The organism is Lyngbya sp. PCC 8106, assembly GCF_000169095.1.
Taxonomy (GTDB): domain Bacteria; phylum Cyanobacteriota; class Cyanobacteriia; order Cyanobacteriales; family Microcoleaceae; genus Capilliphycus.
This window is the reverse complement of record NZ_AAVU01000011.1, coordinates 22,840-36,886: the sequence shown is the minus strand read 5'-3', so window position 1 is coordinate 36,886 and position 14,047 is coordinate 22,840. Positions and strand designations below refer to the sequence as shown.

The 14,047-nt window shown below is 40.7% G+C and carries 10 protein-coding genes; 2 read left to right on the top strand and 8 right to left on the bottom strand.

All coding sequences use genetic code 11. From position 1 onward, the window contains the following. Positions 1-137: 137 nt before the first annotated feature. Positions 138-899 carry a response regulator transcription factor RpaB gene (gene rpaB / locus L8106_RS09545; protein ID WP_009784059.1) on the bottom strand — a complete coding sequence of 254 codons (762 nt, stop codon included), beginning with the start codon at positions 897-899 and terminating at the stop codon, positions 138-140. A 327-nt stretch (positions 900-1,226) separates the two neighbouring features. On the opposite strand from rpaB, the gene L8106_RS09540 reads away from it, so the two are divergent. Next, entirely contained in the window at positions 1,227-1,466 is a 240-nt protein-coding gene (locus L8106_RS09540) for a ribbon-helix-helix domain-containing protein (protein ID WP_009784058.1), read from the top strand. 227 nt (positions 1,467-1,693) lie between these two features. On the opposite strand, the gene L8106_RS09535 is transcribed toward L8106_RS09540, so the two are convergent. From L8106_RS09535 to L8106_RS09520, 4 genes are all read right to left on the bottom strand, one after another. After that, a complete protein-coding gene (locus L8106_RS09535) occupies positions 1,694-3,448 on the bottom strand; it encodes a GTPase (RefSeq protein ID WP_009784057.1) in 1,755 nt (584 codons plus the stop codon). Positions 3,449-3,461: 13 nt separating this feature from the next. Then, positions 3,462-5,993 (bottom strand): GTPase, encoded by a 2,532-nt coding sequence (locus L8106_RS09530; RefSeq protein WP_009784056.1) that lies wholly within the window; start codon positions 5,991-5,993, stop codon positions 3,462-3,464. A 343-nt stretch (positions 5,994-6,336) separates the two neighbouring features. Then, positions 6,337-8,358, bottom strand: a complete 2,022-nt coding sequence (locus tag L8106_RS09525; protein WP_009784054.1) for an FHA domain-containing protein — start codon at positions 8,356-8,358, stop codon at positions 6,337-6,339. Positions 8,359-8,440: 82 nt separating this feature from the next. After that, the gene (locus L8106_RS09520; RefSeq protein ID WP_009784053.1) at positions 8,441-8,974 is read right to left on the bottom strand and encodes an FHA domain-containing protein; all 534 of its coding nucleotides are present in this window, start codon (positions 8,972-8,974) and stop codon (positions 8,441-8,443) included. 218 nt (positions 8,975-9,192) lie between these two features. On the opposite strand from L8106_RS09520, the gene L8106_RS09515 reads away from it, so the two are divergent. Continuing rightward, positions 9,193-10,068 carry an NAD(P)-dependent oxidoreductase gene (locus L8106_RS09515; RefSeq protein ID WP_009784052.1) on the top strand — a complete coding sequence of 292 codons (876 nt, stop codon included), beginning with the start codon at positions 9,193-9,195 and terminating at the stop codon, positions 10,066-10,068. Here the strand turns inward: L8106_RS09515 and L8106_RS09510 are convergent. The 3 genes from L8106_RS09510 to L8106_RS09500 form a co-directional block, all read right to left on the bottom strand. Continuing rightward, positions 10,065-10,490, bottom strand: coding sequence for a lysozyme inhibitor LprI family protein (locus L8106_RS09510; RefSeq protein WP_009784051.1), 426 nt, complete (start codon positions 10,488-10,490; stop codon positions 10,065-10,067). The two genes, L8106_RS09515 and L8106_RS09510, sit on opposite strands and share 4 nt — an antisense overlap. A 229-nt stretch (positions 10,491-10,719) precedes the next feature. Further along, entirely contained in the window at positions 10,720-12,039 is a 1,320-nt protein-coding gene (locus tag L8106_RS09505) for an MFS transporter (protein ID WP_009784050.1), read from the bottom strand. 360 nt (positions 12,040-12,399) lie between these two features. Further along, entirely contained in the window at positions 12,400-13,671 is a 1,272-nt protein-coding gene (locus tag L8106_RS09500; protein ID WP_009784049.1) for a glycosyltransferase, read from the bottom strand. Positions 13,672-14,047: the final 376 nt, after the last annotated feature.

Here is a 14,047-nt window from a genome sequence, read left to right as displayed (position 1 = left end):
TTCAGAGAATTGATCCAAACTTTAAGTTAATATCAAATTCGATTTTGAGACAAAAGTTGAGACAAAAGTTGAGACAAAAGTTGAGATTGTAGTGCTGGTTTTTTCTTAGGAACCCAAATGTTTAAAAATAGATTGGCTCAAGCTCCGATAGCTTCCTCAGCAATGGGCAAGCGTTGAGAGGCGTAACCAATTCCCCGCACTGTTAAAATATATTCGGGATTACGTTGATCTTCTTCAATTTTTGCCCGCAAACGAGCCACATGAACATCGACAACCCGCATATCTGCAATTCGTCGAGGAGCGTAACCCCACAACTCTTGAAGAATTTCTGAACGAGAAACCGCCTCACCAGAATGTTTTAAAAGCAGTTCAAGAAGATTAAACTCAATGTAAGTTAGAGGAATCAGTTGCTCGCCTTTATAAACCCGTCGTTTGATAGTATCAATTCGCAGAGCGTCTACCTGAATAGTCTCTGCACTGACATCACGATTGGCGTTTGTTTCTCTGAGACGGCGTAAAATAGCTTGAATACGCGCTTCTAACTCTTTGGGTGAAAAGGGTTTGGTGAGATAATCATCGGCGCCGAGTTCTAACCCTGTAATCCGATCCGCGACATCTCCCAAAGCAGTTAACATAATGATCGGAACCTCGGATTGGGTGCGGATTTTTTGACACACGCCATAACCGTTGAGTTTGGGCATCATCACGTCTAAAACGACGAGATCAGGATTTTCGGTTTCAAATAGGCTCAGGGCTTCGCGACCATCGGCAGCGGCCACAACCTCATAGCCAACCATCGATAGACGAGTGGTGAGAATACGTCGAATAGCAGATTCGTCATCTGCGATTAAGATTTTACCGGAGTTACGTTTGTGTTCAGATTGTAATTGCGTTGCCATGTCTGCTCCCATAGATAGATGAATCGGCTTTCGGTGCAGGTTGAATTGGTTTAAAATCAACAAGCGATTTCAGGCGACTTCAGATGTTAATGCTGCCATCAACTGTGCGTCTGATAACACCTGTTATCATATTGTTATCACAAATCTATCACCAAAATTTAAAAATTTTGCAATAACTCAAGAAATGTAACAAAAATTTACAGAAAAATGAGGACTGACTATTCCTTTTACAAATTAATACTATGAGATAGGTAACGATTTAGCAATAGACTGGTATTATCGAGGCATTGTTGAAGTTGATTGTCCAAATGTTCCTCAACTAAAACCATGCCCAATCCCTTTTTAGGAGTTAGGATTCCTCCTGAATTACACGAAGCATTGATGGCACGGGTCAAAGCAACTGGACAATCGAAGTCAGACCTCGTGGTTGAAGCTTTAAGAACCTATTTAGGAATCTCTCATCAACCCGATAAAATGGAAGAACTTGAGAGCCGTTTAGCGATACTTGAACATCGACTCGACACTCTCAATCCTGAGTCTCACGCTCACGAAATCCAGGATGATTAAATGACTCTAACTGTCCGACAAATTTTGGCCCCAAACTATCAAGTCGTAGGCAACTATGCAAAACTTAGCTAATTTGTCAAGTGAAAGCTGAGGAGACTTTTGATCATAAACTGTAGTATTACTTAACAATCATTGAGCAGACTCAGGCCACTCTTTTTCAACAGAAAATTCCCAGCTTCTCACAGAAACCAGGAATTTTAACAATAGTTCAACCTAAACGCTGCAATCTAAGCCACAGGTTTTTCGGTGGCTTTTGTGATGTATTTGAGAATTAACTCAAACTTCTCTCGAATGTTCATCAGTTCTTTCATCCCAGTATTAGAAGCAGCCATAGATTCTTCTTCACTGCGACGAGCAACTGAGATTTGTTTCTCAATTTCTCCATAAACCTGTTGTTCAAATTCAAAAAGCTGTATACTGATTTGAGCCTCTAAGTCTTTACCAATTGTTTGAAACTGGCTGGTAATATCTTGGCGAATATTTGCCATTTTCTTTTGATGCTCATTTTCGTCGTGCATTGTTTTCAAATCAGCCCCAACTGAAACAACAGCCATTGCTGGCCCTAAAAACTTAGCTGCATTACCCAAATTTTTAGCAATACCAACAGCTTGCCAGGGTTTAAACTTAAATCCTACCAACTTGCCAACTCCAACAACAGCTATATGTAATCCGCTTCCGGCTACATCCCCAGGACGTAACAATCCTTGTTTCATTGCTGTTTTAACAAGGCCACGAGTTGCTAGTTTTGTTATTTCTGCTCCGGCTGTTGTTCCAATATCATTTAGAAAGTTGATTTTACTTTTTATTGCTTCTGAATTCATACCAGGTTTGGCATTCTTTGCTGATACGTTTTGGTTTTTGTCCAAACAAGCAACAAAAGCTTTAACTAAGTCGCCTTCAAAAACTTGTTCAACTTCTTGGCGTATATCCTCAGCCGCAGCATTAATTACAGATTGCAGGTCTGTTTCGGCTTTTTCGTAGTGTTTCTGAACATTTAGTTCAACCTGTTTATTCAAAACTTCTATGTCTTCATTTCCCACTGCTGAAGCCAGAACATAACCTTCTTTAGCAATTTCTGAGGACATTTTCAAGCCAATACTTTGAACGTTCTTTTGGATGCGACTCCGTTCTTTTCGGACAACACGAGATAAACGATTTAAAATTTCGAGGAATGCTGAATCATTCGTAGAGTTGCGGGTAAAACTTAGCTGTGCTTCTTCCAAACAACTGAGTGCAATTCGGACGGGAGTATCAAATTTTGCTAATGCCGCACGTTTGTTAACAAACTCATTCAGGGAATCAATAAACGTCTGAAAACGGCTAATTTCCATCAGAAAATCATCCTTTTCATCAACACCCTCACAGTAGTCTTTGGCATCGATAAAGCAAACCGGAAATTCATCCAGGCTGTAAGGTTTCAATGCTTCTGCTAGACTGTGGCGGTAGTTGGCAATTTTTTGTTCTTCTTCTCCCGCTTCATCAGACATTTTATTGATGACAAGCATCATTTTCCAGCGATAACCTTTTTCATAGGCTAACTTTTTGAAGTTCTCGACGGTAACGGAGTCGAACAGCATATAGGTGAGACAAAATACCAATAAATCGGCTTTGTTAATCGCGTCGTAGGTAATTTCATCGTGATCTTGGCGTTCTGTAAACAGTCCCGGTGTGTCAAGAACTTGAATACCATTCCAGTTGTAGTTGCTGGTTTTATCGGTGGCGATATCCGCATCAATTTTGATATCTCGTTTTCCGGTCAGTGCAGAGATAATTGTTGATTTTCCCGCACTATATTGTCCGACAAAAGCAACGCTAATTGCTCCTTGTTCCCGATAGGTTTTTAATTCCTCACGCAGTTTTTTCCGAATTGCTGTGAGTTCGGGTTTATTTTCCTGTTCTAGTAGCTTATCAAAACTAACGAGATTTTTTTTGAATGCTGAACCAATTTTGGCGGCGAGGAAATCCTGATTATTCTCAGTCATGGTAAGTTTTCTCCTATTTAACAGATTTGAGAGATTGAATTGAAATATCTTCTTGAAGAACCTTTTTCAGTTCATCCATTGATTTTTTGAGCGGGAGTTCAGAGCGAGTGATAATTGTCATTTTGTGTCCGAACTTCCGTTGAACCTTAGCAACTGTTTTTCTGGCTCCTTCTTCAGTTAAGGGTTCGTATTTTTCCTGACTCCAATCCAGAATTCGCTTGGCATAAGAACGGTTAAGATAGTTAGCTTGCCCTGATAACTTTTTCTGGGCTTCTTCTAGTGTCAAAGAAAAACTTTCTAGCCCAGAAGCGAGTTCCTTGAAATAGGATTCGATATTCATAATTACATAAGCACAGGAATTTGAAAATTCACTTCGAGCTTTTTCCAGCGTTTCCTGTTTTTGGGTATTCAGTTGCTCGCGTAAAGACTCTGAAATTTTGTGAGCCGCGTCGCGATGTTTCTTATCTTTTGACTTTAATAACCCAGTAATACCCCCGACAACGCCACCAACAATTCCTACAACTATTCCAACAGGAGGTGCGAAGACCAGAAGAACTGTACTGGCTATCCCTAAAATAATTCCTCCAATTCGCAGGATATGTTGAGTATCCCAAGAATCTTGTTCTGTGAATTTAAAGTTATCACCGCCAAGTTCAGCAACTAACTGTAATTCATGGCCAATTTCTTCTAAGACCTCTTGAACTTCCTGCTTAAACTGTTCACCCGCTTCCTGAAAAGCAGACTTTAAACGCTGTTCTAAATTGAGAGATTTTAGTGTTTTCTCCCAACCAAGTTTCAATCCCAACTCGTTTGAATTCCAATGTTCCTCTGCAAACGATGGAACAGCATTAATCGCCTCTTGAAATATCGTTTCGATTTCTGTTTGTAAGTTTCTGCGGCTATCTTTAAATGCAATCTCAATTTTCTTTCGGATTTCCTCCCGTTTGCTTTGAATTTTTTCTGCTAATTGTTTATAAATTTGAGCTTGTCCTGCAACCCAGTCATAGGGTGTATTAATGGCGCCGACTGTCGAACCGAGCAGAGTTTGTGATCGGCGAATGGTTCCGTATTGAATCAAAGACTCACGAATAGAATTTAAGAAATCTTGCATTCGACTGGCTTTGAATAATTCCTCTTTGCGATTTTCATGTTCGGGTTCACGGGAAAGTTGAGCCGCCAAAAGCATCACCGGAATAATGGGAAATTCATCGTTTGCATAATGCTCTTTTGCATAGCGGCGAATGCGTTCAATATGTCCGCTTAAACCGCTTTGACCTTCCATTGCAAAGGCTTTATCGGGATCTTTTAGGAAATGTTCTAATCGACGCGAATCGCGCAAATTATTCTTAACATTCAAAAGAATAATGAGCGGTTTTGCTTTCTTTTTGAGCAGATGTAAAAACTTAAATTCTGTGTCTTGAACGCTGTCGTTTGTAACGACATAACAGATAACATCTGACTCCTCAATTACACTTTCTGCAATTTTTTCATCACTTTTTCCACCGGGAGCGCCAATCCCAGGCGTATCAATAATCCGAATATTTTTCCATTCATAAACTCGGTTGTAACGAGTCGTTCGCTGTTTTCCAACTCCTATCGCCTCCCATCCATCGTTAGTAACAATGGCGTGAAGTGTGCTTTTTCCCGCTTTCGTTCTGCCCATAAAGGCAATGCTAAAGTGATTGAGAGCGCGTTCTTTTGAACGGAGGGATTCCTGCACATCCTCAATTTCTTTGATAATTTCAGCCGAGAGCGATTTTTGAGTTAATTCGAGTTGTTTTGCAACTTCTTTAGCCGTGTTTGCCTGACCTTTACTGTTAGTTTTTGACTGAATTTCAGCAATCGATTTTTGCAGATTTTTTCCTAAAGAGCGAAGTGTTGAACCCGCGCTTTTCAGGGCTAACTCCGCAAATTGGTAATCTTCCTTAGCAACAACGGCACACTGACGAATTGCTTCATCATATTCTGGCCCCGATAACAAAATTTCTTGCCGCAGTTGCTCGACTTTTTCTTCTGCTCCTGTTAAGTTGGCTAATTTATTAACCAAAGCGCGTGATAAAATAGAATCGGCTTTCTGAAGTAAACGCCCACTAACAGAAAGTTTTTGTTGATTGGACTCATCAAGAAATCCGGTATCAGAAAAGGCTCCGGCTTCTTCAATTTGTTTCTGTATTTCTGCTTTCGGCCAGTTCCAAATCTGTGCAATTCGTTCGGCCATCTTCCGTTCTAACACCGAACAAAACCCGTCAACATAAGCAATCGCTAAAATTTGACACATGGCCTCATTTTTTTGAGTGCTGGGTATTCGCCTCGCAATTTCTTCTACAGATAATTGATGATCATCTTGGGCGAGAATCTTTTCCATTTCTGCAAGAGTGCTTTGTCCGGCTTCAATTTGAGTTGCGAGTTCGTGAAGCGCTTTTGATTCTTCGCTGTGAATTTGTTGGTCAGCACAAACCATGTGTGTGACTAATAAAAAGGGATAATTTATCGTGTTAGAATGGTTGTTAGTCACTTGTTCAGTCTTTTTGAGTGTAGTTTCCATCTTGCCTAACCCTGTATTAAAGTGGTTAATATGTTGAAGTCGGAGTCAGCAAGATCGTCACCACCAGCAATAACTGTTAATGAAATATCTGCTAAAGCTATCTGAGTCCTAGTCTTGTCAGCGTTGAGACGGTTAGAACGTGCCTTACCCAAGCTCATAGTGTTGTCTCCTAGAGGTAGAGGGTGTTAAATTTTTTAAGTCTCTACATTCAGCTTATATGGAAAACTCTAGATTTAAAACAGGGTAATTACTGAACTTTGAACGAGTTTGAAGTGTTATCTGAAGTTCAGTCTGCGTGAAAACACTGAGAGTTTTTTGAACAAAACCTTGAACAGTACCGCTTTTAAGGAGATTGATTCATCACCCATTTGAACCACTGAGTTAATGACCTCAATGTTCCCAACTTTTTCACATTTGGAGCGTTGATCGCCGCTAAATTGGTCACGGACTGCAACGCCGTATATTGTAGCCCTAAAAAGCTATCAACAGGTGCATAAGGCCCTCCTAATGTAATCGCCCCGGCTGCATACATTCGACCTTTTTGCGTGGGAGTAACGGGGGAAACTGTTGCTGTTTTTTGCGTTTTTAAAGCAACAATCACTGAACGCATTTCAATCAATTCAAAATCATTGGAAACCTGCAAACGATTGAGAGCATTTAGAGGTAAATTATAATGAGTCACTAAATCATTTAATAACGGATTGGTCTGAACATGAGCATCTAAACCCGTCGCATCAATAATAAAATCGGCTTCTAATTTAATTTGGGCTTCAAGTCCCTGTTCTCGAATGGTGGTTAATGTCCGTTCACCTGTTATCTTTTCCACCTGTTCAACGACACCAAAAACAACCCGATACCAGCCCTGATTAAGTCCTTGATTAATAATATCTTGCCAATCTTGACGACTGGCGGTAGTCGTTCCCCCCCAGCTTTCAAGTAATTGTAATCGTCGTTCAGAATTCGCCGTTTCTAGCTTTTCTCGAAGTTCTCCCCCCCAACAGGCTTTCGGCCAATTAAACGGTTGAAATTCAAAATGATTTTCGACTTGACGGCGTGACTGTCTAAATTGATTTCCTATCGCTTTTGGCGATCGCATTAAGTGGAGAATTTGAATCTTAGAATTGTGTTTTCTTGCCTCATAAATTCGTTGAATAATTCTTGATGCCACAATTCCCCGTCCGCGTAAAACTACCGTTCCGCCTTGTTTTTCAAGTTGTTGATAAATGTGTTGATGATCTTCATAAGCATTCACAACCGTCTTAAAATCTCGCGTCATTTCACGATAAGCTTGTAAATCCGGGAGAAACTGAATCGCTGGATATCCAGTCGCTAAATGAACATATCGCGCTAGAATAAAAGCCCGTTCTCGTTTATTTGCCCGTGAACGAGAAATAGCGATCGCATAACGCCCATCATTGGTTTTCCGAATCCCTAAAACTCGTCCATACTGATAAATTTGTTCCCAATTAATCCGTTGGGCTTCTCGATCAATTGAATCAAAAACATTTTGCGATTTTGGGGTATAAGTTTCTGCTAAAACGGGTTCAGCAAAGACACGCCACAGCAATTTTAAAGCGATTAATAACCGTCCGCGAGTCATTTCGTGATAAGCTTCTCGCAACGCATAACTCGGCCAACCCCAAATATTATCAGGACAAGAATCAGAATTGGATCGCAAACGTTCGTGAGGAGGAATTTGAGAATTTAGACACAACCGTTGATAACGGGCGTAGGGGTTTTCTTCCATTCCCAACGCCATAATTTGACTAACTTTCACCCCAGAAATCCTCAAAAAATTAACCCAAATAAAACTACCTAACCCTCCTCCAATCGTGAGATAATCAATCTCCTCAACGGGTAATCCTGTGTTTTGTAGAGTGGAAGGAGAGACTAAAGCCGCGTGTAAAAACTCTGTGGGGGGGAAACTATTATTAACCGGAGTTATCGGTTTAGGCGTAGCGGTTAATGGATCGGGTTGATTGGTTTTGGGGTTAAAAAAGATTTGCGATTTTCCGGGTAAAGTGTTAGAATTGAGAGAACTCGTCACAAAAGAAATCTGTATTTGATGACGATCAATTTGTAAAGTATCTCCATCATTTAAAACCGTTCGGGCTTGACTCACTCCATTGATAAAAGTCCCGTTACGACTGCCAATATCGGTTAGAATAAGATTTCCATTTTCCCAAGTTATTAAAGTATGAAAGCGAGAAACCCGATCTCCTTTCAACACAATACGCGAGACCCGATTTCCATCAATTGTACCTGGCATCCGATCAAAGACTCGTCCAATTGCAATCGGAGGAGTTAATACAGGGGTTCGCCAGTCGTTTGTTGTCGGATCTCGCCAACTCAGTCGAATTTGCATGAGAAAGAGGGAATTGAGAATTTAAACTTTAGATTTTAGAATACTCATATTTTCCCTCACTGACTCCATTTCCTTATCAATTTTATTCGGGAGACATCACAACACTCATCGCGGCAGCAAGAGAAGTTCCACACCAACGACATCCTAAATCAATCTGTTCATAGGGTGTCTGGCGATCGCACTTAGGACATTGTAAACCGTATTGGGGAGTTGAAGCTGGGGGTTTTTGTAAGTTAACAGATTCATTTGGGGAAAATAAAATCGTGACTGGAATTTTCTCTATTCTGTTCAAAACAGAAACCACTTCGAGTTCAACTTGTCCTAAGCAGAGATGACTACCGGGGTTGAGGGTTGCTTCTTGAGAAGACAAAAGTTGACCATCTATTCGAGGTGGGTTTGTGTCTCGTAAACTGCGGACTCGAAATTGATCGGATGTAGAATCAAAAAAGATTTCGACGTGTAACCCAGAAACAGTGGGATGAGATAAGACGACATCACACCGATGGGGATCTCGTCCAATGCGAATTGTACCGGGATGTTTACTGGGTTGTTGCTGTTGTAAAGTTTGGATATGAAGTTGGTTGGCTTCTATCCATTTTAAGGTTAGTTCGTTCACCGGACTGTCTAAGTTTAATAAAATTGAGTCAATTAAAAAGGCTTAATACTATAGGTCAAATACCCCTCATTAAAAACGAGAGTGAGACACTATATTTGCTCTTAGTTGATTCTTTTTCAATTCTATCCGCACTATTCGTTAAATGCCAATAGTCAAATGAACTGTAGGGTATAATGTTTTGATAAAATAGAAACTAAGATTAGTATACTCAAGTTTAAATGAAGAAAATATTGGTCACAGGCGCAAGCGGTTTTCTGGGTTGGAATATTTGCCAAATTGCAGCGTCTCAATGGGAAGTTTACGGCACTTACCGTTCAAAGGCGGTGAAAATTCCGGGTGTTAACATCATTCAACGTGACTTAACTGATTTTCAAGGGTTAAAAGCTTTAATTGAGGAAATTCAACCGACTGCTATTATTCACGCCGCAGCCCAATCTAAACCCAATTATTGCCAACTTCATCCCGATGAAACTTATCCGATTAATGTAACAGCATCTATTAATTTAGCGGGATTATGTGCTGATTATTCTATTGCTTGTGCGTTCACATCAACGGACTTGGTTTTTAATGGTTTAAATCCGCCTTATAAAGAGACTGATCCGGTTTCTCCCGTGAGTATTTATGGAGAACAAAAAGTCGCTGCTGAACAAGGGATGTTAGAACGAAATCCTCAAGTTGCAGTTTGTCGAATGCCGTTAATGTTTGGGAAAGCTTCCCCTCATGCGGTCAGTTTTATTCAAGGATTTGTGCAAGCGTTAAAAGCAGGAAAAGAACTCCAAGTTTTTACCGATGAATATCGCACATCTGTTAGTGGAACGACTGCTGCGGAAGGATTATTATTAGCCCTAGCAAAAGCCAAAGGAATATTACATTTAGGCGGAAAAGAGCGAATGTCTCGTTATGATTTTGCCCAACTCATGGCGGAAGTTTTTGAACTCCCGATAGAGAAGATTCAACCCTGTTTACAACAAGATGTACAAATGCCTGCTTCTCGTCCGCCTGATGTTTCTCTAGATAGTTCTAAAGCCTTTGGGTTGGGTTATCAACCCCTGTCTATTCGGGAAGAATTAGAAAGATTACGAGGTCAAGTTTAACGTTCATTTAAACGGGATACATATTCTTTTAATTCAGAAGTCCGTTGATCGGTAACTCGCGTTAAACAGTTTGTTAATAAAAGTCCTTCTAAACTTCCTCCTAACGCTTCGCTGGCTTCATAGCTACAACTTTTGTCTCGAAACTGAATCCAAGACCGTTGAGCGGAAATTAAACGTTGTTTGCGTTGATTATCATCGAGCTTCGCCATCAATGTTTGATAAGTTTGATTGAGTTGTCGATCAATCTTTGAATATTTATCTTGAGCGCATTTTTTCATCTCAATCATTGAACCATCTTCCCGACACTCAATCGTTTGAGAGATTTGAGTAACGGGAGCCGCGAAACTGTTAAAAGTCAAGCTAGAAGTCCCGAAAGCTGCGAGAATTAAACCGAGAGAGATGACCGTTAATTTGTTGAACATTCTTTTCAAGTTAAAGCTATTGATTACAATAATTATCATGGGCATTATCTATCTATCAACTATTCAGTTTTATCACTCAAATCAGGAAAATTAAGATTAATTTTTTTGAAGCTAAAGCTGTTGTTACTGGGTTTAAATATACTTCAAAACCCAGCTTCTAGGAGAAACCGGGTTTGTATTTCTGAATTCTAGTCTGTTGTCCTCAACCGAGAACATCATGCTAGAACTTCTATCCAGAAACAACATTTGAAGCGATCGCATCAGGAAGTTCTTTTTCTACTTGACGCAGACGAGGTGTGCGATAGGCGGTAATAGAAGCCCCAATATTCACCATACCTAATAGAATTAACAACAGGGCAATTCCGCGTCCTGGCCCAACACCAATCAGTTTACCCAAACTATCAGCAAGCAAACCATTTTCAGCCATCATCGGTTCAAATAAACGATCCACCAACGGCCCAATTGTGAGTTGAGTTGAAATCATTGCAGAACGTTCAATTAAACTTTGAAGGGCAAAAATCCGTCCCTGTAAGTTAATGGGGATTTTACATTGCCAAATCGTTTGATTTGAACTGATAATAATCGGTTGAGCAAATAAGTATCCAAAACCGCCAATAGCAGCAACGAAAATAGACGCTTTGAAGCCACCTAAACACAGACACAAACCCTGTAAACCGACAAAGAATAAGATTCCGTAGACTCGCCGTCCCAGTCGTCCTCCCCAAGCGCTGACAGCGATGCTTCCAAACAACATCCCGCAGCCACTAATCGACAAGACAATTCCCAACTCTGAACTCGAACCGAAACTTAAAACCAGTGGCCAGAAAACCACCTGAACCACGCCTTCGGTTAAATAAATCACACCTGTAAATAGGATTAACCGCAATAAACCTGCGCGTTCAGCAACGTAGTTCCAGCCGGAAATCGCCTCATTCCAAACTTGCGCCAAAGACGCTGTTTTTTGAGCAACGGTTTGAGTTGTAGTCGCCTTGAGTACGGGGAAATGCACGACGAGTAGGGTAATAATTCCCGCGCTGTAGGTACAGAAGTCCAGCAACAGAACACCCCGAATGCCGATACTTTGTACCATAAATCCGGCAATTGTGGGGCCAAGAATCCGGGCTACCGCTCTGGAGATTTGTACCATCCCATTGGCTCGACTCAAATTTTGTTTGGGGACAATTTGAGAAATTGCTGCGATGTAAGCAGGCCATTGGAATCCGGTACACAAGGAACTCAACGAAACTGCGATGTAGACGTGCCAGACCTCCAGTTGATTTGAGGCGGCTAAAAGCATCATAATGATCGCCATGATACTTTTCGTAACATCGCTGGAGATCATGACCCACTTTCGGTTCCAGCGATCTACCAAGAGGCCAGCAAATGCTGAAACCATCAAGTTTGGTAGGTGCATGAACACAATAGTCATGGCAAATTGAGTGATGGAGCCTGTTTGCTGGTAGACCCACACACCAAGGGCAAAATCTGTAATATAAGTTCCCAAGACGGAAACAACTTGCCCTAACCAAATAATAAAAAATGTCTGCATACGCTGCGATCTGTTGTGTCTGCTACAGATGAACTTAAGAGAAATCGACCCGCTATTTTACAAGGGCTATCAATGTTTATTTATTTTGCCATTGATAGTTGTCTACCGTAAAAAAACAACTTATTATCTTTTGATTGTTGTGTTGTCGTTTCTGCTAAAAGTGGAAGGTTTCCGGAAAATTCTTCTTACAGTTTGAGGGGTTACAGTTTTGGGGTGCAGATGCTGAAACTGTCACATACTCTGCACTTGTTCGATCAACTTTGGGTTAAATCACAATCGATAACCCCTCGTCTGTGTCCCAGTTATTGAATATTAATTCATGTCTCACCTCCTGAATAAAAGTATCAATGCTAACTAAACTCAAGTTTGATTGATTTTCAGAGAAGATGTATTCGGGTGAATCTGCTTTTTCTTGGTGATTTGGGCTTCCCAAATCTTGACTAAATTCTCGACGGTTTGATCCCAACTGTAGTCTTCCACACAGCACAAACCTTTGAAACCCATCTGTTTTCTCAAATCCGAATTTTCAATTAACTGCTTTAATTTTTCGGCAAAATCCTCACAATCTTGAGGCGTATACAAAAATCCATTTTCACCAGTTTGGATATTTTCAATCACACCCCCCGCCCGAGGGGCAATTGCAGGAATACCTGTCGCAAAGGCTTCTAAGATAGTTAAGCCTCTAGCTTCTTTTTCCGAGGCGGTGACGTGAACATCACTATTGGCCAGTATTGCCGGAACATCAGCAGGTGGCACCCGACCAAACAGATGTACACTCGGGATTAACTGACTTAAATGCTGTTCAATTGGCGATCGCATTGGCCCATCTCCCGCAATCAAAACGGCAAATCGATCCCGATCTACCATTTTAACTAATCGTTCAAAAGTTCTCAGCGTAAATGTCCATCCTTTATCGGGAGTTAGACGCCCTAAGAAAATCAGTTTCACCTTGCGATCAAAATCTGTGAGTCCATAACGCTGTTCAAAAAAACCCTCTTGACGCAAATTCGGGTTAAATTGACCCGCATCAAATCCTAATAAGTTGGCATATTGCAGATTTTTGATCCCCATTGTTTCTAACTTTTCAACCGTAATTCGGCTGGAAACTAAAGTCAGATCATAAGCATTATAAATTAGGGCAAATATTTTTCCGACAATTCCTTGAATCATCGGAATCAAAAAAGAGGGTACGGGTAAAAAATCTTCGGCATATTCAATAAAATTAGTTCTAAAAAAACTCACGCAAGGAATTCCGACTTGCTTGGCATATTTAAGTCCGGCTAGACGAAAAAAGCCAAAAAACAAACGTTCAGGTTCATCAACATGAATCACATCGGGTTGAAAGTTTTCTAATTCTCGCACAACAGTAGGATAAGATTTCCAACTGACATTGCGTTCAAAATCAACCCCAAACATCGGCGTACTTTCCAACCCCACCACTCGTACACCCGGAAGAATATCACCGACATAATCCTTCCAATTTGGATAGAGATCAGCCAGAGGACTATAATCGGGATAACAAACTAACACTTCATGTCCCCATTGACTCAGCTTTTGAACTCGATACAGTCCACTCACACTGACCCCATCTAAAACAGGTGGGAAACCCGAGGTAAGAATTGCGATTTTCATTGATTCATTTAGATTTTTTTTGTATCCTAGATCTGACTTATTCTAATGTGATATATAACAGAGACGAGTTCACTTATGCAGCGATCGCGTACAAAATCTCTCCAGAGAAAGACTCAATCTCCACGTTCAGACCGCTTTGGTACTGATTTATTCAGCTTTAAAGGGGAACTAATCCGGATAACAAACCCTCAGTTTAACTCTCCAAGGTTGAATCTCAGCCAGAAACCCAGGTAAACTCTACAGCAAGCCGACAGCACTCGCCCAGGCATTTGTACATTAAATTTGGATTAATTTGTAAATTTATCGGGAATGTGCGTTAATCAGACAGAAAACTTATAATCAGAGTTCAGTTCAGCGGTTCAGGATAAACGGACTT

What these genes read in the sequence shown, in the direction of transcription:
- rpaB (WP_009784059.1), bottom strand. Translation starts at nt 899, where the DNA reads ATGGCAACGCAATTACAATCTGAACACAAACGTAACTCCGGTAAAATC.
- L8106_RS09540 (WP_009784058.1), top strand. Translation starts at nt 1,227, where the DNA reads ATGCCCAATCCCTTTTTAGGAGTTAGGATTCCTCCTGAATTACACGAA.
- L8106_RS09535 (WP_009784057.1), bottom strand. Translation starts at nt 3,448, where the DNA reads ATGACTGAGAATAATCAGGATTTCCTCGCCGCCAAAATTGGTTCAGCA.
- L8106_RS09530 (WP_009784056.1), bottom strand. Translation starts at nt 5,993, where the DNA reads ATGGAAACTACACTCAAAAAGACTGAACAAGTGACTAACAACCATTCT.
- L8106_RS09525 (WP_009784054.1), bottom strand. Translation starts at nt 8,358, where the DNA reads ATGCAAATTCGACTGAGTTGGCGAGATCCGACAACAAACGACTGGCGA.
- L8106_RS09515 (WP_009784052.1), top strand. Translation starts at nt 9,193, where the DNA reads ATGAAGAAAATATTGGTCACAGGCGCAAGCGGTTTTCTGGGTTGGAAT.
- L8106_RS09510 (WP_009784051.1), bottom strand. Translation starts at nt 10,490, where the DNA reads ATGTTCAACAAATTAACGGTCATCTCTCTCGGTTTAATTCTCGCAGCT.
- L8106_RS09505 (WP_009784050.1), bottom strand. Translation starts at nt 12,039, where the DNA reads ATGCAGACATTTTTTATTATTTGGTTAGGGCAAGTTGTTTCCGTCTTG.
- L8106_RS09500 (WP_009784049.1), bottom strand. Translation starts at nt 13,671, where the DNA reads ATGAAAATCGCAATTCTTACCTCGGGTTTCCCACCTGTTTTAGATGGG.